The organism is Pseudoxanthomonas sp. 22568, assembly GCF_052044485.1.
GTDB lineage: Bacteria > Pseudomonadota > Gammaproteobacteria > Xanthomonadales > Xanthomonadaceae > Pseudoxanthomonas_A > Pseudoxanthomonas_A beigongshangi.
This window is the reverse complement of record NZ_JBQENC010000002.1, coordinates 91,962-111,813: the sequence shown is the minus strand read 5'-3', so window position 1 is coordinate 111,813 and position 19,852 is coordinate 91,962. Positions and strand designations below refer to the sequence as shown.

General features: G+C 66.5%; 21 protein-coding genes. 6 read left to right on the top strand and 15 right to left on the bottom strand.

The genetic code is table 11. From position 1 onward, the window contains the following. Window positions 1–25: 25 nt before the first annotated feature. Window positions 26–502 (bottom strand): type IV pilus modification protein PilV, encoded by a 477-nt coding sequence (gene pilV / locus ACTJI2_RS02890; RefSeq protein WP_440841025.1) that lies wholly within the window; start codon window positions 500–502, stop codon window positions 26–28. Window positions 503–506: 4 nt separating this feature from the next. Beyond that, entirely contained in the window at window positions 507–1,064 is a 558-nt protein-coding gene (locus ACTJI2_RS02885) for a GspH/FimT family pseudopilin (RefSeq protein WP_183643473.1), read from the bottom strand. A 161-nt stretch (window positions 1,065–1,225) separates the two neighbouring features. On the opposite strand from ACTJI2_RS02885, the gene ACTJI2_RS02880 reads away from it, so the two are divergent. Continuing rightward, window positions 1,226–2,311, top strand: a complete 1,086-nt coding sequence (locus ACTJI2_RS02880; protein WP_203322655.1) for a sensor histidine kinase — start codon at window positions 1,226–1,228, stop codon at window positions 2,309–2,311. Here ACTJI2_RS02880 and ppnN read toward each other — a convergent pair. The 5 genes from ppnN to grxD all read right to left on the bottom strand — a co-directional run bounded on the left by ppnN (window position 2,293) and on the right by grxD (window position 8,960). Further along, on the bottom strand, window positions 2,293–3,675 hold the full coding sequence (gene ppnN, locus ACTJI2_RS02875) for a nucleotide 5'-monophosphate nucleosidase PpnN (RefSeq protein WP_183643480.1): 1,383 nt from the start codon (window positions 3,673–3,675) through the stop codon (window positions 2,293–2,295). The genes ACTJI2_RS02880 and ppnN overlap by 19 nt on opposite strands. Before the next feature lie 128 nt (window positions 3,676–3,803). Further along, window positions 3,804–7,040 (bottom strand): TonB-dependent receptor, encoded by a 3,237-nt coding sequence (locus ACTJI2_RS02870; RefSeq protein WP_440841022.1) that lies wholly within the window; start codon window positions 7,038–7,040, stop codon window positions 3,804–3,806. Between the two features lie 246 nt (window positions 7,041–7,286). Further along, a complete protein-coding gene (locus ACTJI2_RS02865) occupies window positions 7,287–7,886 on the bottom strand; it encodes a YhgN family NAAT transporter (RefSeq protein WP_183643487.1) in 600 nt (199 codons plus the stop codon). Then, window positions 7,883–8,629 carry an SDR family NAD(P)-dependent oxidoreductase gene (locus ACTJI2_RS02860; RefSeq protein WP_440841020.1) on the bottom strand — a complete coding sequence of 249 codons (747 nt, stop codon included), beginning with the start codon at window positions 8,627–8,629 and terminating at the stop codon, window positions 7,883–7,885. The genes ACTJI2_RS02865 and ACTJI2_RS02860 overlap by 4 nt, the downstream gene beginning before the upstream one ends. A gap of 10 nt (window positions 8,630–8,639) precedes the next feature. After that, window positions 8,640–8,960 (bottom strand): Grx4 family monothiol glutaredoxin, encoded by a 321-nt coding sequence (gene grxD, locus ACTJI2_RS02855; protein WP_183643493.1) that lies wholly within the window; start codon window positions 8,958–8,960, stop codon window positions 8,640–8,642. A 153-nt stretch (window positions 8,961–9,113) separates the two neighbouring features. On the opposite strand from grxD, the gene sodB reads away from it, so the two are divergent. After that, on the top strand, window positions 9,114–9,692 hold the full coding sequence (sodB, locus tag ACTJI2_RS02850; protein WP_141453672.1) for a superoxide dismutase [Fe]: 579 nt from the start codon (window positions 9,114–9,116) through the stop codon (window positions 9,690–9,692). 79 nt (window positions 9,693–9,771) lie between these two features. Here the strand turns inward: sodB and ACTJI2_RS02845 are convergent, their stop codons facing one another. After that, the gene (locus tag ACTJI2_RS02845; RefSeq protein ID WP_318288692.1) at window positions 9,772–10,914 is read right to left on the bottom strand and encodes a 5-(carboxyamino)imidazole ribonucleotide synthase; all 1,143 of its coding nucleotides are present in this window, start codon (window positions 10,912–10,914) and stop codon (window positions 9,772–9,774) included. Further along, a complete protein-coding gene (gene purE / locus ACTJI2_RS02840; RefSeq protein ID WP_183643499.1) occupies window positions 10,911–11,420 on the bottom strand; it encodes a 5-(carboxyamino)imidazole ribonucleotide mutase in 510 nt (169 codons plus the stop codon). Before purE ends, ACTJI2_RS02845 begins: the two co-directional genes overlap by 4 nt. 57 nt (window positions 11,421–11,477) lie before the next feature. On the opposite strand from purE, the gene ACTJI2_RS02835 reads away from it, so the two are divergent. Genes ACTJI2_RS02835 through ACTJI2_RS02825 form a run of 3 tightly spaced genes read left to right on the top strand, consistent with a single transcriptional unit; the run spans window position 11,478 to window position 12,954 of the window. Beyond that, window positions 11,478–11,747 (top strand): Trm112 family protein, encoded by a 270-nt coding sequence (locus ACTJI2_RS02835; protein ID WP_192197426.1) that lies wholly within the window; start codon window positions 11,478–11,480, stop codon window positions 11,745–11,747. Next, on the top strand, window positions 11,744–12,604 hold the full coding sequence (gene nadC, locus ACTJI2_RS02830) for a carboxylating nicotinate-nucleotide diphosphorylase (RefSeq protein WP_440841018.1): 861 nt from the start codon (window positions 11,744–11,746) through the stop codon (window positions 12,602–12,604). The genes ACTJI2_RS02835 and nadC overlap by 4 nt, the downstream gene beginning before the upstream one ends. Window positions 12,605–12,627: 23 nt before the next feature. Continuing rightward, window positions 12,628–12,954, top strand: a complete 327-nt coding sequence (locus tag ACTJI2_RS02825) for a DUF3301 domain-containing protein (protein WP_192197425.1) — start codon at window positions 12,628–12,630, stop codon at window positions 12,952–12,954. A 79-nt stretch (window positions 12,955–13,033) separates the two neighbouring features. On the opposite strand, the gene ACTJI2_RS02820 is transcribed toward ACTJI2_RS02825, so the two are convergent. The 6 genes from ACTJI2_RS02820 to ACTJI2_RS02795 form a co-directional block, all read right to left on the bottom strand. After that, a complete protein-coding gene (locus ACTJI2_RS02820) occupies window positions 13,034–13,477 on the bottom strand; it encodes a ClpXP protease specificity-enhancing factor (RefSeq protein WP_183643511.1) in 444 nt (147 codons plus the stop codon). Between the two features lie 137 nt (window positions 13,478–13,614). After that, complete coding sequence (locus ACTJI2_RS02815) at window positions 13,615–14,250, bottom strand: glutathione S-transferase N-terminal domain-containing protein (protein WP_141453679.1); 636 nt, start codon at window positions 14,248–14,250, stop codon at window positions 13,615–13,617. 181 nt (window positions 14,251–14,431) lie between these two features. Continuing rightward, entirely contained in the window at window positions 14,432–15,178 is a 747-nt protein-coding gene (locus ACTJI2_RS02810) for a cytochrome c1 (RefSeq protein WP_440841016.1), read from the bottom strand. Beyond that, complete coding sequence (locus ACTJI2_RS02805; protein WP_440841015.1) at window positions 15,171–16,433, bottom strand: cytochrome b; 1,263 nt, start codon at window positions 16,431–16,433, stop codon at window positions 15,171–15,173. Before ACTJI2_RS02805 ends, ACTJI2_RS02810 begins: the two co-directional genes overlap by 8 nt. 3 nt (window positions 16,434–16,436) lie before the next feature. Continuing rightward, window positions 16,437–17,048: a ubiquinol-cytochrome c reductase iron-sulfur subunit gene (gene petA / locus ACTJI2_RS02800; RefSeq protein ID WP_141453682.1), complete on the bottom strand. Its 612-nt coding sequence runs from the start codon at window positions 17,046–17,048 to the stop codon at window positions 16,437–16,439. Between the two features lie 175 nt (window positions 17,049–17,223). Further along, on the bottom strand, window positions 17,224–18,183 hold the full coding sequence (locus ACTJI2_RS02795) for a lytic transglycosylase domain-containing protein (RefSeq protein WP_440841014.1): 960 nt from the start codon (window positions 18,181–18,183) through the stop codon (window positions 17,224–17,226). Between the two features lie 226 nt (window positions 18,184–18,409). Between ACTJI2_RS02795 and miaB the strand changes: the two genes are divergently transcribed. Further along, window positions 18,410–19,834: a tRNA (N6-isopentenyl adenosine(37)-C2)-methylthiotransferase MiaB gene (gene miaB, locus ACTJI2_RS02790; RefSeq protein WP_440841013.1), complete on the top strand. Its 1,425-nt coding sequence runs from the start codon at window positions 18,410–18,412 to the stop codon at window positions 19,832–19,834. Window positions 19,835–19,852 lie beyond the last annotated feature (18 nt).

Genomic DNA, 19,852 nt, shown 5'->3' with positions numbered 1-19,852 from the left:
AACCGGCGTTGGGGTTGCACGCGCCTCATAGCCGGGTCCTCGTGGTGACCTGCTGGGTGGTCTCTTCCTGTCCGCGGGCACTGCGCGATTCATCCCATTGCACCGTGATCTCGCAGCTCACGCCACCGCAGTTGATCTGCCCGCAGGTGTTGTCACCGATCGTGGCGTGCAGGGACTCGATCCAGTTATGCAGGTCGGTGGCGGCCAGCGACGCGCCCGCATCGGGGGCATTGCAGGTCATCGCGGTGAGGTTGTATCCCCCAATCCGCGCGATGTCGATGTTGGCCCGCATCGCATCCAGGATGGCGTAGGTCTGGATGATCGCCTGACTGCGCTCGAGCGAACTCTGGCTGTTGCGCAGGGCGGTTGCCTGCATCGCGGCGATGCCAAGCAGGCCGACCCCGAGAATCAACACGGCGATCAGCACTTCCAGCAGGCCCGCGCCGATCTGCTGCGTTCTGGCGGGAAAAGCATGACGCAATCGATTCATGGAAATGCCCATGGTTTCAGGGACAAACTCCGTTGCCATTGTTCGACGAGGTGGAAATGCGGCTGCCGCTTCCCATGTTGATGACGCGACGGTTTTCCGCGGGTTGCGTGGTGGGAATGCAGACGGTGACGATGTCGGCGGAAACCAGGGCGCCCCCCGTGCGGGCAAGACCATCGGCACGGAAGGTGATCGTTCCCTGCCCGCCGCTCAGGCGCAGCGGAGCGGTCGCGGTTCCCGAGCGAAGCACCTCGCCGTCGCTGGCCACCACCACCAGCCAGCGTCCCCAATTGCCGGCATCGTTGGCGCAGGTGGCGCCGTCGGTGGTCCGGCAGACCGAGACGCTGCCATTGCGCCGGATGGCCTCCATGCGCGCCTGCTGGAACGCCGCGATGATCTCGTTGGTCCCGCTGGCCAGCCGGTTGTTGTTGACCACGGCCAGCAGGTACGGCGATGCCACCGCCGCCAGGATGGCCAGCACGGCCGCGGTCACGAGCAGTTCAATCAGGCTGAAACCCGCTTGGCCGGCACCCCTGCCAGCCCATCTCCGGGCCTCACGCTTGCATCCAGATGACATAGGTTGCTTCCCCGGTGAGCAGGCGCACCGTAGACCCGGTGCGCCGCGACCGCCAGTCGGGAGCCGATGGGCGGCGGCGTTGAAGGCATCAACGGGCGGACGCTGCCAATCGCCGGTCCTTCGGGCATCATGCGGCCGGGTCTCCCCTTTTTCGCCGGTCCATGAAGGCAGTCCAGCAGAACGCGCCACTCGATGCCCTCTGGCAGGCCCCGGCCATCATCTGGGTCGTGCTTGCGGGCGAAGGCGTCGCAGCGGTACTGACCCTGGCACCGGGCGGAGGCGTCAGTCCCTGGGTCTATTTCGGGCTCACCTCGCTGGTCGTCCAATGGATCTCGCTGACCACCCTGGGTGCCTTGTATCTGCTGCGGCGCCCGTTGGGCAGGCTGCGTCCGCCCTATGTCGCATATACCGCGCTGTGCCTGCTGGTACTGACCACCTGGCTGTTCTGCGCAGCCACCTGGTTGTTGCTGGGCGATCTGTGGTCAAGCCTGAAGGACGACTGGAAAGACATGTTCCTGCGCTTCACCGGCGTGGCCATCACCGTCGGCCTGCTCGGTCTGGCCGCCTTCCAGAATCATTGGCGCGCGCGCCAGATGGCGGTGAAGGCCAAGCAGGCGGAGCTCGAGGCGCTGCAGGCGCGGATACGGCCGCACTTCCTGTTCAACACGCTCAACACCGCCACCGCGCTGGTCCATCAACGACCGCAGGATGCCGAACGGATGCTGCTGGATCTGTCGGATCTGTTTCGCGCGGCCCTGGCCGGTCCCCGCGAGATCCCGCTGGCCGAGGAGTTGGCGCTGACCCGGCGCTACCTGGAGATCGAGGGCCTGCGCTTCGGCGAACGCCTGCACGCACGCTGGGACCTGCCCGACACCGTGCCGGAGGTGAGGGTTCCTACCCTGTCCATCCAGCCGCTGGTGGAGAACGCCATCCGCCACGGCATCGAACCCAGTCCGTCCGGCGGCACGCTCGACATCGGCGTGGCGGCATCGGTGCGCGACATCGTCATCACCATCCGCAATCCGATCCCGGAACGGGCGATGCCGACCCGCGGGCACCAGGTCGGCCAGAGCTCGGTGCGCGCCCGCATCCATGCGCTGACCCAGGGCCTGGGGCAACTGGAAACCCGCCAGGAAGACGGCCATTACCTGGCCGTCATCACCCTACCGCGCGACGACGGGAATGAAGCCGGGAAAGCGGCGCTTTCCGCTTTCCCGGATGGGCCTGATCAGGTCAGCACCCGGTAGCAGGGCTTGTACTCGCCGGCGATCTTCATGCGCCGCTGCTCGACGAAGGCGCGCAGGAGCGCGTCCAGCGCCTGCATCATATCGGCGTCGCCATGGATCTCGAACGGACCGAACTCCTCGATCCGGCGCATGCCGTCTTCCTTGACGTTGCCGGCGACGATGCCGGAGAACGCGCGGCGCAGGTCCGCCGCCAGCGCGTGCGCGGGACGGCCATGGTGCAGATCCAGCGCGGCCATCGCTTCGTGGCTGGGCACGAACGGCTGCTGGAAATCGCCCGGGATATCCACCGCCCAGTTGAAGAAGAACGAGTCCTTCTGCTGGATTCGGTACTCGCGCACCTTGCGGATGCCGGCGCCCATCTTCTTCGCCACCGCGACCGGGTCACCGATGATGATCTCGTAGCGCCGGGTCGCTTCCTCGCCGAGGGTCAGGCGGATGAATTGATCGATCTGCTCGAAGTACGGCGCGGCGATGGTCGGTCCGGTCAGGATCAGCGGGAACGGCAGTTCGGCGTTTTCCTCGCGCAGCAGGATGCCCAGCAGATAGAGGATTTCCTCCGCCGTACCGACGCCGCCGGGGAACACGATGATGCCGTGGCCGATGCGCACGAACGCCTCCAGGCGCTTCTCGATGTCCGGCATGATCACCAGGTGGTTGACGATCGGATTCGGCGATTCCGCGGCGATGATGCCCGGCTCGGTGATGCCGATGTAGCGCGTGGTGCGGCGGCGCTGCTTGGCGTGGGCGATGGTGGCGCCCTTCATCGGCCCCTTCATCGCGCCCGGACCGCAGCCGGTGCAGATGTCCAGCCCGCGCAGGCCCAGCTCGTAGCCGACCTGCTTGGTGTACAGGTACTCGTCGCGCGAGATCGAGTGGCCGCCCCAGCACACCACCAGGTTCGGGTCGGCCGGGCGCAGGATGCGCGCATTGCGCAGCAGTCCGAACACCGCGTTGGTGATGCCCGAGGAGGTATCCAGGTCGTCCTTGCAATCCGGCCCCAACTCGATGGCGGTGTAGGCCAGGTCGCGAACCACCGCGAACAGCAGTTCGGCCACGCCCCGGATGATCTCGCCGTCGACGAAGGCCATCGCCGGCGCATTGAACAGATCGATGCGGACGCCGCGGTCCTGCTGCAGCACCTGGATGTCGAAATCCGGGTACAGGTCGCGGGCGGCGCGCGGGTCGTCCGACGCGCTGCCGCTGGTCAGGACGGCCAGCGCGCAGCGGCGCAGCAGGTCGTGCATGCCGCCCGCCGAAGCGTCACGCAGGCGGGCCACTTCGGCCCGGGACAGCACATCCAGCGCCCCGCGGGGGTGGATCTGCGCGTTCTGTACCGGCAACGCCCTCGATGGCGCTTCACTCATATGTTTGTTTCCCGTCGTTTTTTCGTGTCATGACCCGATGACTTTAGCGCAGTCCCGCGCTCAAGGCATTCCCATAAAAAAACGGCCGGGTTGCCCCGGCCGTTTCTGGTGTTCCCTGGCCTTGCGGCTTAGAACTTGTACTTCAGGCCCAACATGACCGACCAGCGCGACACGCCGGTGTTGCCCTTGTCGTTGTTGTTTTCCTGGATCTGCGAGCTGTCGGTGCTGCCGCTGAAGTGGTAGACGTACTTGCCGGTGGCCGGATCGATACCGGCGTAGCTGGCCACGCGGCGGGTCGAGTTGAAACCGTAGTCGTCGATCAGGCCCCACTTCTTGTTCAGCAGGTTGCCGATGTTCATGATGTCCAGCGACAGCTCGGTCTTGTGGCCCTTCATGAAGCCCGGCAGTTCCTGGCTGAAGCGCACGTCGAAGCTGTTGACCCACTTGGCGCGGAACGCATTGGCCGGCGCGATCTGGCCGCGATACTTCTGCAGTTCCGGGTTCTGGCTCAACCAGTCGAAGAACGCCTGCTCCATCTGGGCGCCGCCGGTGAACAGCACGTCGCCCGGGGCCGCCGGCACGTAGAACAGGTCGTTGAACAGACCGGCGTTGCTGGTGCTGGTGGTCGGGTTGCTGTCGCCGTTCAGATCGTTGTAGTAGATGTAGCTGTACGGACGGCCGGTGCGGCCTTCGTAGAACAGGCCGATGCGGGTGTCGTAGTCACCGAAGAACTGGTGCTTCCACTCCACGGTACCGGTGATGCGATCGCGGATGGCATAGCGCGAGTCCCACGCGGTATCGCCGTTGACCGCACCGATCAGGGTGCTGCCCCAGTTCGAGGTGTTCTGCGAGCTGGTCAGCGGGCTGACTTCGGTCGCCTTGGTGTAGGTGTACGCCAGCGACCAGGACCAGTCGTTGAGCATCGGCTTGTTCAGGCCGAAGGTGTACTGGCGGCTCTTGCCCTCGTCGGTATTGCGCAGGAGCATCACGTCGCCGATGCCGGCCGGGCGGTTGGCCTTCGGGTTGACGTTGTTGGTGCCGTACACGATGCCGCGGGTGGCATGGGCATTGGCCGGGTTCAGACCGTTGGCGTCCCAGAAAATCGGGCGACCATCCTGACCGTAGGCGGTCGGGCCCTGGCCGGCGGCGTTGTACATGTCCAGGCGGTCCACCACGATACCGTCATTGACCTTGGTGAACAGCAGCTCGGCCGAGGCGACGATGCCGTACCACGGCAGTTCGTGATCCAGGGCGATGTTCGCCTTCCACACCGACGGCAGCTTCAGGCCGGGCTCGACGATGTCGACGTTGGCGCGCGCGTTGCCGGCCAGGCAGTTGTCGGGGATGTTCGGCGCCGGGCTCGGCGAGAACACCGGGGCCTGGGCGCCGGAGCAGCTGTATTCGACGTAGTTCAGGCCGGTGTTCTGGTAGGTGCCGGCCAGCCACACGTTCGGGGCGGCGCCACCGAACAGGCCCACGCCACCGCGCAGCTGGGTCGGACGGTCGCTGTCGAAGGTGTAGTTGAAGCCGAAGCGCGGCTGCACCAGCTTGTCGTCGACGGTCTGGGTGTTGTCGTAGCCGTAGGTCTGCTCGATCAGCGGGTTGTACAGGCGCTGGTCGCTGAAGTCCGGGATGTCGACGCGCAGGCCGAAGGTCAGGGTCAGGTTGTAGTTGACCGCCCAGGTGTCCTGCGCGAACAGGCCGACGTTCTTCAGGGTGTACTCGGCCGGGATGTCGTTGATGCTGCCGCCCGGACGCGGGGCGCGGATCTGGTAGTTGTTCGGCGTGCCGGCACGGAAGGCATCGATATCGGCGAAGGTGTAGACGCCATTCACCGCGCGGCCGTAGAAGTTCAGGATGTCGTTCTTCGAGTAGTCGAAGCCGAACTTCACGGTGTGGTCACCGATGTACCAGTTGGCCGCACCGAAAGCGGTCGTTTCCTTGGTCTCGATGATGTTGACGTGGCTGTTGATCTCGGTGCCCAGGAACACCGACGACTGGCCGTTGGAGCCAAAACCGCGGACTTCGATCTGCGGCAGGTTCGAGAACGTGCTGCGCACCGCCGAGTAGTCCTTGTAGCCGACCTTGAACTCGGTGGAGAAATTCTCGTTCCAATCGCTGAACAGTTCACCGACGTAGCTTTCGAAGGTCTTCGGCAACGCGTACCAGAAGCTGCTCAGCGAGACGCTGTTGTTGTCGATTTCCGGGAAGCGCAGGACGCTCTGCTCCAGCTTGCTGTAGCGCAGGGCGGCGCGATGGCTTTCGTTGATGTTCCAGTCCAGCTTCAGCGCGTACTCTTCGATCTCGGTCTTGTTGGTGCCCGGCAGCGAGAAGCCGCCCGCGCTGATGCCGTGGCCGTTGGCCGCCGAAACGAGGTCGGCGATGTCGGCGTCGGTGATGTTGCCGGTGCCGTAGGGGGTGTTGGTCAGGCTGGTGCCCGGCGCGCTGCGCTCGTACTTCTCGTAGTTGGCGAAGAAGAACAGCTTGTCCTTGACGATCGGGCCGCCGAAGGTGGCACCGTAGGTCATTTCGTCGTCGAAGCCGTTGAACTTGACGCCTTCCAGTTCCTCGCGCACCCAACTCTTGTCGCGATAGGTGCCGTAGACGGTGCCGTGGAATTCATTGGTACCCGACTTGGTGACCGCGTTGATCACCGCGCCGGTGCCGCCGACGATGGTCACGTCGTAGTTGGCCAGATCGATGTTGATTTCCTCGATGGCGTCCATCGAGACCGGCTGGCGTTCGGTCGGCAGGTTGTTGGATTCCAGGCCGAACGGGTCGGCGACGCTGACGCCGTCGATGCGGATGGCGTTGTAGCGGGTGTTCTGGCCGCCGGCGGAGATCGCGCCGTCCGCCTTGCTGACCTGCGAGATGCGCGGATCCAGGCGGATGTAGTCCTGGATGTTGCGGTTCGCCGACGGCAGCGCTTCGATGCTCTCGCGGTTGATGTTGGAACCGGTGCCCATCTTGGTGGCGCTGAACACTTCCGAGCCGCCCGCCACGCCGACCGCGGTGACGGTCTCGAGGGTGGTGGTGGCATCGCCGGTCAGCGCGGCATTGACCGTGTTGACCTGGTTGAGGTTCAGGTAGACGTTGTCTTCGGTCTTGGTACCGGAGCCGGACTTGGTCACGGTGATCTGGTACGGGCCGCCCACGCGCAGGCCGCGGGCGCTGTAACGGCCGCTGGCGTCGGTGGTAACGCGGCTGGTCGTGCCGGATTCGACGTGGGTGATGACCACCTCGGCACCGGTGACGGGCTGGCCATCGGCACCGGTGACCACGCCGCCGACGCCGGCGGAGGTGCTCTGGGCGAAGACCGGGGCGGCCGCGAGCGCGGCGACGAGGCCAAGGGTGAGCTTGGACATCCGGAGACAACGGGATTGATTCATGGGTATGAGCCTCGGTACGGGAATTGGCGTTGCGAAACTGGCTGGCTGAATGCGGACGCGCAGGCGGCCCACCTCTCGGCGGGTCGTGGGGGGCATTTCTAGGGTTCCCTGAGCCTACGCGGAACGGCCGCGTTGGTTAATAACAGGTTAACACGATAGGACCATTTTGTGACCGCCGCGTGACAAAAATTCCGCGCTGCAGCACTTTTTCCCGGCGCCGGCTCAGATGCTCGGCGGCAGCTTGAGGTAGGTCCCGATGCCGTCCAGGAACATCTGCACGGAAAGGGCCACCAGCAGCATGCCCATCAGGCGTTCGACCGCGGTCAGGACGCGCCGGCCAAGCCATTTGTAGAGCAGTGTGGCGGAGAAAAGGATCGCCGAGGTCGCGCCCCAGGCCAGGATGAGGGCCAGGCTCCAGTCCGCCAGCCGGGCCGGCTCGTTGCTGCCCATCAGCATCACCGCCGCCATGCCGGACGGGCCGGCCACCAGCGGGATGGCCAGCGGCACGATGAAGGGCTCGCCGCCGGGGATTTCCCCCATCAGGCCTTCCGGCCGCGGGAAGATCATGCGGATGCCGATCAGGAACAGCACGATGCCGCCGGCGATCGCCACCGACTCCTGCCGCAGGTGCATCATTTCCAGGAAATACTTGCCGCCCCACAGGAACATCATCAGCACGGCCAGCGCGATCAGCAGTTCGCGGGCCAGCACGACCCGCTGGCGCTGCGGCGTCAGTGGTTTGAGCACGCTCAGGAACACCGGGATGTTGCCCAGCGGGTCCAGGATCAGGAACAACAGCAGTGCGGCCGAAAGGATGGTCATGCCCGGACGGTCCAGACGCGGCCCCGGTGTTCGGCGCCCGCGGATGACAGCAATGTGACACAGGCGGCCCCGTACCGGGCCGGATCACAGGCCTGGCCGTCGCTGTCGTCGGCATAGGCGCGCGAGCGCAGGCCGGTGCTCATCGGCCCGGGCTGCAGGCCCGAGACCCTGACCGGTCCACCGGCCAGTTCGGCCGCAAGCATGTCCACCAGGCCGGCCAGCCCATGCTGGGCCACGCCGTAACCGCCCCAGTAGGCCTGCCCCACCCGGGACAGGTCGTCCATGGCGAATACCAGCGCGGCGTCATCGGACTGCTTGAGCAACGGCAGGCAGGCCTGCGACAGCCACCACGGCGCGGTCAGGTTGACGTGGAGCGCGCGCGCGAACGCCGCCGGATCCGTGTGCTCCAACGGGGTCAGGCCACGGAACTCGGCGGCGCAGTGCAGCACGCCGTCCAACCTCCCCAGTTCCGCGTACAGGCGGTCGACCAGTTCGGCATAGTCGTCGGGCGAAGCGCCTTCCAGATCCAGCGGATACAACAGGGGCTCCTGTCCCGCCTGCGCCACCGCGTCGTAGATGCGGTTCAACTTGGGCACCTTGCGTCCCAGCAGCACCAGGGTCGCGCCCGCTTCGGCGCATGCCAGCGCGGCGGCGGCGCCAAGGCCACCATGCGCGCCGCTGATCAGCACCACGCGGTTGTCCAGCGCGCGCGCCGCGCGGGTAGGCAGATCGATGAGGCTCACGGACCTTGCCTCACGGCGACAGGGCTTCGGCGACGATGCGCCGCAGTTCGCCGGACTCGTGCAGTTCCAGCGTGATGTCGCAGCCACCGATCAGTTCACCCTGGATGAACAGTTGCGGGAACGTCGGCCAGTTGGAAAAGCGCGGGAGGTTGGCGCGGATTTCCGGCTCCTCCAGCACGTTGATGGTGTACAGCTGTTCGGCGCCGGCATCGCGCAACGCCTGCACGGCGCGGCTGGAAAAGCCGCACATGGGAAATTCCGGCGTGCCCTTCATGAAGAGGACGATCGGATGGCTTTCGACTTCGGCCTGGATGCGTTCCATCACCGGCATGCTGTTTTCTCCTGCTTTTACGGTAACCCAACCGGTGTCGGGTACACTTCCGCCCGTCCCGACGGACCGCGTCCGCCGGGAACGCCATTGTAAGCCCCCGTGCGCCGCCCTGCCGACGCCCCCCTTCCACCGCCTAGCGCAAGGATCCCAGCCATGGCCATCGAACTGCCCCCCCTGCCCTACGACCGTACGGCGCTCGAGCCGCACATTTCCGGCGAAACCATCGACTACCACTACGGCAAGCATCACAAGACCTATGTGGACAACCTCAACAAGCTGATCGAAGGCACCGAGTTCGCCGATCTTTCGCTGGAAGAGATCGTGCGCAAGTCCCAGGGCGGCATGTTCAACAACGCGGCCCAGATCTGGAACCACACCTTCTACTGGAACTGCCTGAAGCCCAATGGCGGCGGCGAGCCGACCGGCAAGCTGGCCGAGCTGATCAACAAGGCGTTCGGCGATTTCGCCAAGTTCAAGGAAGAGTTCACCAAGACCGCCATCGGCACCTTCGGTTCCGGCTGGGGCTGGCTGGTACAGCGTCCGGACGGTTCGCTGGCGCTGGCCAGCACCTCCAACGCCGCCACACCGCTGACCGGCGAGGACAAGCCGCTGCTGACCATCGACGTGTGGGAACACGCCTACTACATCGACTACCGCAACGCGCGTCCGAAGTACGTGGAATCGTTCTGGGCGCTGGTGAACTGGGACTTCGTGGCCGGCAACCTGCGCTGAGTCCAGAGTTTCAACGCCGCAAACCAGGGAAGGCCGGGGCATGCCCCGGCCTTCTGCTTTTCACGCAACCCGCCCGCGCTCAGCCGCGCAGGCGTTCGATGACCGGCGCCACCTGCGCCTCGCGGCCCAGCGCGCGGCCGGCGCGTTCCAGTGCCTGCGCCAGTTCCGCCACGTCGTCGGCGCGCACGGTGGCGTGCCCGACCTTGCGACCCGCGCGCGGCAGCTTGCCGTAATCGTGCCAATGTCCGCCCGCTTCGCCCAGCAGTGCCAGCGCATCCGGCATCTGGCCGATCCAGTTGAGCATGCACGCATGCCCGAGCACGCGCGTATCGCCCAGCGGCAGGCCGAGCACCGCGCGCAGGTGGTTCTGGAACTGCGAGGTTTCCGCGCCCTCGATGGTCCAGTGCCCGGAGTTGTGCACGCGCGGCGCCATCTCGTTGGCGAGCAGTTGGCCGTCGCGGTAGAACAGCTCCAGCGCGAACACGCCCACGTAGTCGGTGCGCTCGGCCAGGCGGCGCGCGTAATCGATCGCGGTCCTGGCGACCGCGTCATCGGCCCGCGCCGGCGCCAGGCTCGCCGACAGCACGCCGTCGACGTGCCAGTTCTCGGTCAGCGGCCAGGTGCGGAACTCGCCGTCGCGCCCCCGCACGGCGACCACGGAAAGCTCGCGCTCGAACGGCACGAAGGCCTCCACGATCAGGCCGACCTTGGCCGCCTGCGCGCCCAGCGCGTCCCATGCCGCGTCGGCATCGGCCAGTGCACGGATGCGGAACTGGCCCTTGCCGTCGTAACCCAGGCGGCGGGTCTTGAGGATGCACGGCACGCCGACGCTGGCCAGCGCCGCGTCCAGTTCCGCGCGGTTGGATACCGGCGCGAAATCGGGTACCGGGATATCCAGTTCGCGAAACAGCGTCTTCTCCGCCAGGCGATCCTGCGCGGTCGCCAGCGCGCGCGGGTTGGGGAACACCGGCACCCGCGCGGACAGCCATTCGGCACTTTCGGCCGGCACGTTCTCGAAATCGAAGGTGGTGACATCGACCTTGCCGGCGAACTCGGCCAGTGCGGCCTCGTCGCGGTAGTCGCCCACCAGCAGCGGCGCGAACTGGCCGGCGCAGGCGTCGGCCTCGGTGTCCATCACCAGGAAACGCAGGCCCAGGGGAGCGCCGGAAAGGGCGAGCATGCGGGCCAGTTGCCCGCCGCCGAGGATGCCGACCGTGGTCATGCCGGCAGGCGCGGATCGTCGTGCGCCATCACGTCGTCGGTCTGGCGCGCGCGAAACGTCGCCAGCGCGGCGCCGATCGCGGGGTATTCGGGAGACAGCAGGGCCGCGGCGAACAGCGCCGCGTTGGCGGCGCCGGCATTGCCGATCGCGAACGTGGCGACCGGGATGCCGGCCGGCATCTGCACGATCGACAGCAATGAATCCATGCCGTTCAGCGCCTTGGACTGCACCGGCACGCCGAGCACCGGCACCGCCGTCTTGGATGCCAGCATGCCCGGCAGGTGGGCGGCGCCGCCGGCTCCGGCGATGATCGCGCGCAGGCCGCGCGGACCGGCGGTCTCGGCATAGGAGAACAGCACGTCCGGGGTCCGGTGCGCGGACACCACCTTCACCTCGTAGGGCACGCCCAGCGCGTCGAGCTTCTGGGCGGCGTTCTGCATGGTTTCCCAATCCGAACGGGAACCCATCACGATGCCCACGACGGGGCTGTCAACGGTGGCGGTCATGGCCGTCCTCTGTCGCAAAGACGTATTCTACCCTCCTTGCCGAACGACGTTGGACCCATGGACCGCAAACTGCTGGACATCCTCTGCTGCCCCACCACCCGCCAGTCCCTGTCGCTGCTCGACGGCCGTGGGCTGGACGCGGCCAACCGCGCGATCGCGGCGGGCGGGGTGACCCGCGCGGACGGTTCGCCCCAAGCCGAGGCGCTGCGCGAAGCGCTGGTCACCCAGGATCGACGGACGCTCTACCGGGTCGACGACGGCATTCCGGTATTGCTGGCCGAGGAGGCCATCGCCACTTCGCAGTTGGCAGATTTCCCCGCGCGATGAGCGGGTTGCAGCCGCCTCCCTCCGAGATCGTCGAAGGCGACGTGCGCCGCGCATTGGCCGAGGACATCGGCGACGGCGACGTCACCGCCGCGCTGCTGCCCGACCGTCCCGACAGCGCCTACCTGCTGTGCAAGGAGGATGGCGTCATCGCCGGACGCCCGTGGTTCGACGCGACCCATCGGATGCTCGACCCGCAGGTGCGGATCGATTGGCGCGTGGCCGAAGGCGATCGCATCACCGCCGGCACCGTGCTCGCCACCCTGCAGGGTCATTCGCGTGCGCTCGTCACCGCGGAGCGGACCTCGCTGAACTTCCTGCAGACCCTGTCCGGCACCGCCACCGCGACCGCGCGCCATGTCGAGGCGGTGGCGGGAACCCGCGCGAAGATCCTCGATACCCGCAAGACCCTGCCCGGCCTGCGCCTGGCGCAGAAGTACGCGGTGCGCTGCGGGGGCGGACACAATCACCGGATCGGCCTGTACGACGCGGTGATGCTGAAGGAGAACCACATCCGTGCCTACGGCTCGCTCGGCGGCGCCATCCGCGCGGCGCGGGAAGCCCGGCCCGGCCTGCCGTTGATCGTGGAAGTGGAAACGCTGGCGCAACTGGAAGAAGCGCTGCGCGAAGGTTGCGATCGCATCCTGATCGACGATTTCGACGCGCCGACGCGACGGGAAGCGGTACGCATCGCCGCCGGCCGCGTTCCGCTGGAGGTTTCCGGCGGCGTGGACATGGGCACGCTGCGCGGCATCGCCGAGGATGGCGTCGACTGCATTTCCATCGGCGGGCTGACCAAGCACGTCCACGCCATCGACCTGTCACTCAAGCTCGGTCCGCCGCCGGGCGAGCGCGGCTAGTCCCCGCCCGGTTCCGCCATCCCATGCCCAGCCTGATCCTGCTGATGATCGCCGGCGCCGCCGCCTTCGCGTACTGGAACGCCGCGCGCGCGGCCGCCGAGCGCGCCGAAGCGCTCGGCCGCAATGCCTGTTCCGCCGCGGGCGTCATCTGGCTGGACCAGACCGTGCACGCCGCCGGCCTGCGCCTGCGGCGCAACGAGGACGGCCGGCTGGGCTGGGAACGCACGTTCCGCTTCGAGTACTCCTACGACGGCATGGACCGGCATACCGGCCGGCTGGTGCTGCGCGGCGAAACGCTGGTCTCGTTCGTCGGCCCGGCGCGGCCCAGCGTGGTGCCGTTCGAGCACTGAGTCCCGGTCGGGCTCCCTTCCTGTAGGAGCGACGTGNNNCACGTCGCTCCTACAGTCGTTACCGCGTGGTGGCCTTGGCCTACTTGACCACCCGCAGGTGCGGACGCTTCGGCGGCGCGGGGGTGTCGTCGTCGCCCGGGCTGTCGGGACCGGCACCGTCATCGCCACCGTCATCGTCCGGTCCGGGCGAATGACCATCGTCGGGCAGGGCCATGCCCTGTCCGGTCTCGCGCGCATAGATCGCCAGCACGGCGGAAATCGGCACCATCACCGGGAAACTCACGCCACCGAAACGCGCCGTGAAGCTGACCGAATGATTGTCGATGTGCAGCTGCACGACCGCGCGCTCGGCGATGTTGAGCACCACCTTGCCTTCCTTCACCGCGCTGGCCGGCACCTGCACGCCCGCCTGGGTCGCGTCGACCAGCAGGTGCGGGGTCATGCCGTTGTCGGCGATCCACTCCACCAGTGCCCGCAACAGGTACGGGCGGTGGCTGGTCATGCGGGGGGTTTCATCATTCATCGGTACTGCCTGGTGAAGTCGTCCGCTGCACGGACGTCGGAGCCGGCGGCATGCGCCACCGACCTAGGATAAGTCACGACCGTCCCGCGGTTCCATGCCAGCGCCGCGGCAGCGACTTCACTCGCGTCGTCCCGGATTCAGTTCGGGATGTCGCGCAGCTTCTTCTCCGCATCGGTGAGACTGCGGATGAAGCCGGGGTTGCGGAAGATGCGGTTGCCGTAGTCCTCGATGGCCTTGCCATCCTTGGGCAGCGGGATGTCCAGCGACGGCAGCCGCCAGATGATCGGCGCCATGGCGCAATCGGCCAGGCTCATTTCGGGGTTGAGGAAGAACTTGCTCGCCTTGAACAGCGGCACCGACGCGGTCAGCAGTTCCTTCAGGCGCTTGCGGCCGGCCTCGGCCTGCTGCTTGTTGCCCAGCTGGATGGCCTGCACCTGCGGCACCCAGTCGTGCTCGATGCGCAGCATCGCCAGGCGCAAGCGCGCGCGCGAAAGCGGATCCACCGGCATCAGCGGAGGATGCGGATAGCGTTCGTCCAGGTATTCGCTGACCACCGAGGCGGCGTACAGCACCAGATCCCGTTCCACCAGCGTGGGCACGGAATGGTAGGGATTCAGATCGATGAGATCTTCGGGCGGGTTCTGCGGATCCACCGGCACGAAGTCGTAGCTGACGCCCTTGGCGGCCAGCACCAGCCGTACCCGATGGCACAGCACGTCATCGATGGAGGAAAACAAAGTCAGTGTATTGCGCATACGTGGACTCGCAGCCATCAGGCTCTCCGACGATCGGAATCCGCCGATCGCACCGACGCCGCCAGCCCCTTGCCGGCGGTCGCCACGGTCCCCGAGTGTGCAATCCCTTCAGGAAAATGCCAAGCGGCTACCATGCCACCGGGCATTGCCCCGCCGCCCGGCGTATGCGGCCGGACGGCACCAGGGAGCGCCGGACGTGTCAGTGCACGTCCTTCCAGTACTCCTGCTTGAGCAGATAGGCCAGGAACGACAGCGCCGCCAGGAACAGCACGACCCACACGCCCAGGCTCTGGCGCTTGAGGGCCGCCGGCTCGCCGGCGTACTCGAGGAAGTTGGTCACGTCGCGCGCGACCTGATCGAATTCCTGCGTGCTCAGGCGACCCGGCTGGGTCAGCTTCAGCGATTCGACGTGGCGTTCGCCGGTGGCCGCGTCGGGCTTGCCGTATTCGGCGTGCTGCAGGCCCTGCAGTTCCCAGAACGGGTTCGGCATCGAGGCATTCGGGAACAGCTTGTTGTTCCAACCCAGCGGACGCGACTCGTCCAGGTAGAACGACTTGAGGTAGGTGTAGATCCAGTCGCTGCCGCGGACACGCGCGATGGTGCTCAGATCCGGCGGCATCTTGCCGAACCACTTGCCTGCCGGGTCGTGCGGCATCGACACCTGGATCTGCTCGCCGAACTTGGCGCCGGTGAAGTTGAGGTTGTTCATCACCTCTTCTTCGGTCAGGCCCAGATCCTCGGCCATGCGCGAGTAGCGCAGGTACTTGAGCGAATGGCAGCCCGAGCAGTAGTTCATGTACAACTGGGCGCCACGCTGCAGCGAGGCGCGGTCGCTCAGGTCGTTGCCGGCCTGGAGCTTGTCGCCGCCCTCGGCGGCCAGCGCGGAGAACGAGATCAGCAACCCGCTGGCGAATACGGCTAGCCGGGAAGTCAAGGTCTTAGTCATGCGTCGTCACCCGTTCCGGCACCGGCTTGGTCTTGTCGAACTTGGTCCACAGCGGCATGGTCAGGAAGAAAAGGAAGTAGTAAACGGTCAGCACGCGGCCGATATAGGTCTCGACCATGTCGGTACCCGGGCCGGCGCCGATCTTGCCCAGCCACAGGAAGCTGACGGCGAAGGCCAGCAGCAGGGCCCACGACAGCTTGCCGCGATAGCGGTAGGACTTGACCTTGGCGCGGTCCAGCCACGGCACCAGGAACAGGATCGCGATGGCGCCGAACATCACCAGCACGCCGCTCAGCTTGTGCGGGACCACGCGCAGCATCGCGTAGTACGGGGTGTAGTACCACACCGGCTTGATGTGTTCCGGCGTCACCAGGCGGTTGGCCTCGGTGAAGTTGTCATGTTCCAGGAACCAGCCACCGAAGGCCGGCGCGAAGAAGATGATGAACGCGGCGACCATCACCAGCATGCACACGTAGAACAGGTCCTTGCCAACCGTGTAGTACGGGTGGAACGGAATGCCGTCGGCCGGCGCGGTCGGCGACCAGCGGTTGCCCTTCGGGCCCTTCTTGATTTCCACGCCGTCGGGGTTGTTGGAGCCGACTTCGTGCAGGGCGAAGATGTGCAGCACCACCAGCAGCAACAGTACCAGCGGCAGCGCGATGACGTGCAGGGCGAAGAAGCGGTTGAGGGTGGCGTCGCCGGGCAGGTAGTCGCCCATGATCCACTCGGTCAGGCCGTTGCCGATCACCGGGATGGCACCGAACAGCGAGATGATCACCTTGGCGCCCCAGAACGACATCTGGCCCCACGGCAACACGTAGCCCATGAAGGCTTCGGCCATCAGCACCAGGTAGATCAGCATGCCCAGGATCCACACCAGTTCGCGCGGCTTCTGGTAGCTGCCGTACATCAACCCGCGGAACATGTGCAGGTAGACGACGATGAAGAACAGCGAGGCGCCGGTGCTGTGCATGTACCGGATCAGCCAGCCCCACTCCACGTCGCGCATGATGTACTCGACCGAGGCGAACGCTTCCGCGGCGCTCGGCTTGAAGTGCATCGTCAGGAAGATGCCGGTCAGGATCTGGTTGACCAGCACGATCGAGGACAGGACGCCGAAGATGTACCAGATGTTGAAGTTCTTCGGAGCGTAGTACTCCGACATGTGCTTCCGGTAGAACGGCATGAAACTCGGCGCACGCGCAGTGAACCAATCCATCACGCCATCGGCGGTACGGGTAATGATGTTCGACATGGCTTACGCAGCTCCCTTCGGATCGACGCCGATCACGATCGTCGTGTCGTTCTCGTAGTAGTGCGGCGGCACCACCAGATTGGTCGGGGCGGGAACGCCCTGGAACACGCGGCCGGCCATGTCGAAACGCGACTTGTGGCAGGGGCAGAAGTAGCCGCCCTTCCAGTCCGGGTCGTACGGCTCGGGACGGATTTCCGCGACCATTTCCGGCGAGCAGCCCAGGTGGGTGCACAGGCCGACCAGCACGGAGATTTCCGGCTTCAGGGAGCGGGTCTCGCCCTTGATGTAGGCCGGCTGCTGGTCCGTGTTCTTGGACTCCGGATCCCGCAGGCGGCTGTCCAAGGTCGGCAGCGCGTCCAGGATCGCCTTGGAGCGCTTGACGATCCAGATCGGCTGGCCGCGCCATTCCAGGATCAGGCGTTGCCCTTCCTGCAGGCCGGTGAGGTCGGCGGTCACCGGGGCGCCGGCCAGCTTGGCCCTCGCACTCGGGTTCCACGACTTGATAAACGGTACTGCTGCGAAACCGGCTCCGACCGCACCAACCACAGCCGTGGTCGCAGTCAGAAACCGGCGTCGGCCTGTATTCACAGGCCCATTGACCCCATCGTTGGCCATTCCGGCACTCCGCAAAACAATCAGGTAGCTAAAAGGCTGCCAGCACCCGCGCCCGAAGCTCGGGGCGGGCCGCAAAGACAGCAAAGTGTAGCGGAAGCCTTAACCGACCGACAACGTTTTGCCGTGGATCAAGGGTTTGCGACGGTCCGAACCCGCTGCGCGGCGGGATTCCGCGTCAACGCGCGGCAGCGATGTTGCCGCGATAGCGATCCGCCAGGACCGCCACCCGCTCGACGTAGCGCTGGGTTTCCCGGTATGGCGGCACCCCGCCGTGGCGGTCCACCGCGCCCTCGCCGGCGTTGTAGCCGGCCGCGGCCAGGCGCAGGTCGCCGTTGAAGCGCTTGAGCAACCAGGACAGGTACTGCACGCCGCCGCGGATGTTCTGGCCGGCGTTGAAGGCGTCGCTGACACCGAACCGGCGCGCGGTGGCCGGCATCAGCTGCATCAGGCCCTGGGCTCCGGCGTGGGAAAGAGCCATCGGGTTGTACGAGGATTCGGCGTGCATGATCGCGCGGATCACCGCCTCGTCGACCCCGAATTCGCGGGACGCCGCGGCGATCTCGGCCTGGTAGGCCGCGGTGTTCAGGCGCAGGGTCCCGAAGTTGAGTCCCGGGTTGCCGCAGGCGAAGCAGGTTTCGATGAAGCTGTACTTGATGGTGCGCAGGCTGGCGACCGCACCGGCACCGCCGCGCGGACGGGCACTGGTGTAATGGCGCACGCCATCCTTGATGTAGGAGTAGACCTGTCCGCTGACCACCCGGCGGGTTCCGCCCGCGGGATTGGCGGCCTGCAGCGGTGCCGGGGTGATCGCCGTCGGCGCCGCCGATGCCGCGGTCGTGACCGGAGCGGCCGCGCTGGTCGTGCCGCCCATCGCGGTTCCGGGCCGGGTCGGCGGGGCCGCCGGCGCGGACAGGGTGGAAGCATCGGCCGGGCGGGACACGGACGAAACCCGGCGGCCGCCACGCTCGGGCGTGTACTGGCTGATCACCTCGCAGCGGGCACCGCTGACGCGCTTGCTGACATAGGCGGGAACACCATCGGCGCCGGTGCACTTGTACAGCGTGCCGGCACTCGCGGCCGGCACCGCGCAGGCAAGCGCGGCCAGCATCCCCAATGGCAGTAGCGTCCCCCTCATGCGGGGCAGTGTCCCGGATCCGGGAGTGATTGCCAAGTCCTTGTCCAAGAAAGGAATCCTCGAATCTGTGCAGTGGGTCCGGGATCCGGATATCCGCTCCGCATCCCGCCCGTGCGTCCGCCCCGACGGGCGTGTTCCTCACCTTCAACGCCGAATCGGCGCCGAACCGGACCGCCCCGCGTAAACTATGCGGTTTCCGCCCGCCCACCCGACTGGAATAAGCGCCATGACCGGGACGCAAGCCCCCGATACCGCCCTGACGGGCGATCCGCCCGTCGCCTCCCCCGCCCGTCCGGCCGTCGCGCCGGCCCGCGGCAAGCTGTTCATCAAGACTCACGGTTGCCAGATGAACGAGTACGACTCGGCGAAGATGGCCGACGTGCTGGCCGCCGCCGAAGGCCTGGAACTGACCGACAATCCCGAAGAAGCCGACGTGGTGCTGGTCAACACCTGTTCCATCCGCGAGAAGGCGCAGGAAAAGGTGTTCAGCCAGCTCGGCCGCTGGAAGTCGCTGAAGAAGGACGGCAAGCCGGTCCTGATCGGCGTCGGCGGCTGTGTGGCCTCGCAGGAGGGCGAAGCCATCGTCAAGCGCGCGCCCTACGTGGATCTGGTGTTCGGTCCGCAGACCCTGCATCGCCTGCCCGAGCTGATCCGCGAGCGCCGCCAGTCAGGCCGGCCGCAGGTGGACATCAGCTTTCCGGAAATCGAGAAGTTCGATCGCCTGCCCGAGCCGCGCGCCGAAGGCCCGAGCGCGTTCGTCTCGATCATGGAAGGCTGCTCCAAGTATTGCTCGTTCTGCGTGGTGCCCTACACCCGCGGCGAGGAAGTCAGCCGGCCGTTCGAGGACGTGCTGGTGGAAGTGGCGCAACTGGCCGCCCAGGGCGTGCGCGAGATCAACCTGCTGGGCCAGAACGTCAACGCCTACCGCGGCCCCTACGGCGACGGCGAAGTGGCCGACCTGGGCCTGCTGATCCGCGCCATCGCCGAGATCGAGGGCGTCGGCCGGATCCGCTTCACCACCTCGCACCCGCTGGAGTTCAGCGATTCGCTGGTGGAGGCCTACCGCGACGTTCCGCAACTGGCGAACTACCTGCACCTGCCGGTGCAGGCCGGCAGCGATCGCATCCTGGCGGCGATGAAGCGCGGCTACACCACGCTGGAGTTCAAGCAGAAGATCCGCAAGTTGCGCGCGGTGCGGCCGGACATCTCGATCTCCTCTGACTTCATCGTCGGCTTTCCCGGCGAGACCGATGCGGATTTCGAGAAGACCATGAAGTTGATCGAGGACGTCGGCTTCGACCAGTCGTTCTCCTTCATCTACTCGCGCCGGCCCGGCACGCCCGCGGCGGATCTGGAAGACGACACCGCCGAGTCGACCAAGCACGCCCGCCTGGAGCAGTTGCAGGCGCATATCAACGCCTACGCCGCCGGCATCTCGCAACGGATGGTCGGCAGCGTGCAGTCGGTGCTGGTGGAAGGTCCCTCGCGCAAGAATCCGAACGAACTGACCGGCAAGACCGAGAACATGCGCTCGGTGAACTTCCCGGGCCACGCGCGGATGATCGGCCAGTTCGTCGACGTGGTGATCACCGAGGCGCTGACCAATTCGCTGCGCGGCCGGGTGGCCACGGTGGACGAGAACGCGGCTTGATGCCACTCCCCCTGTAGG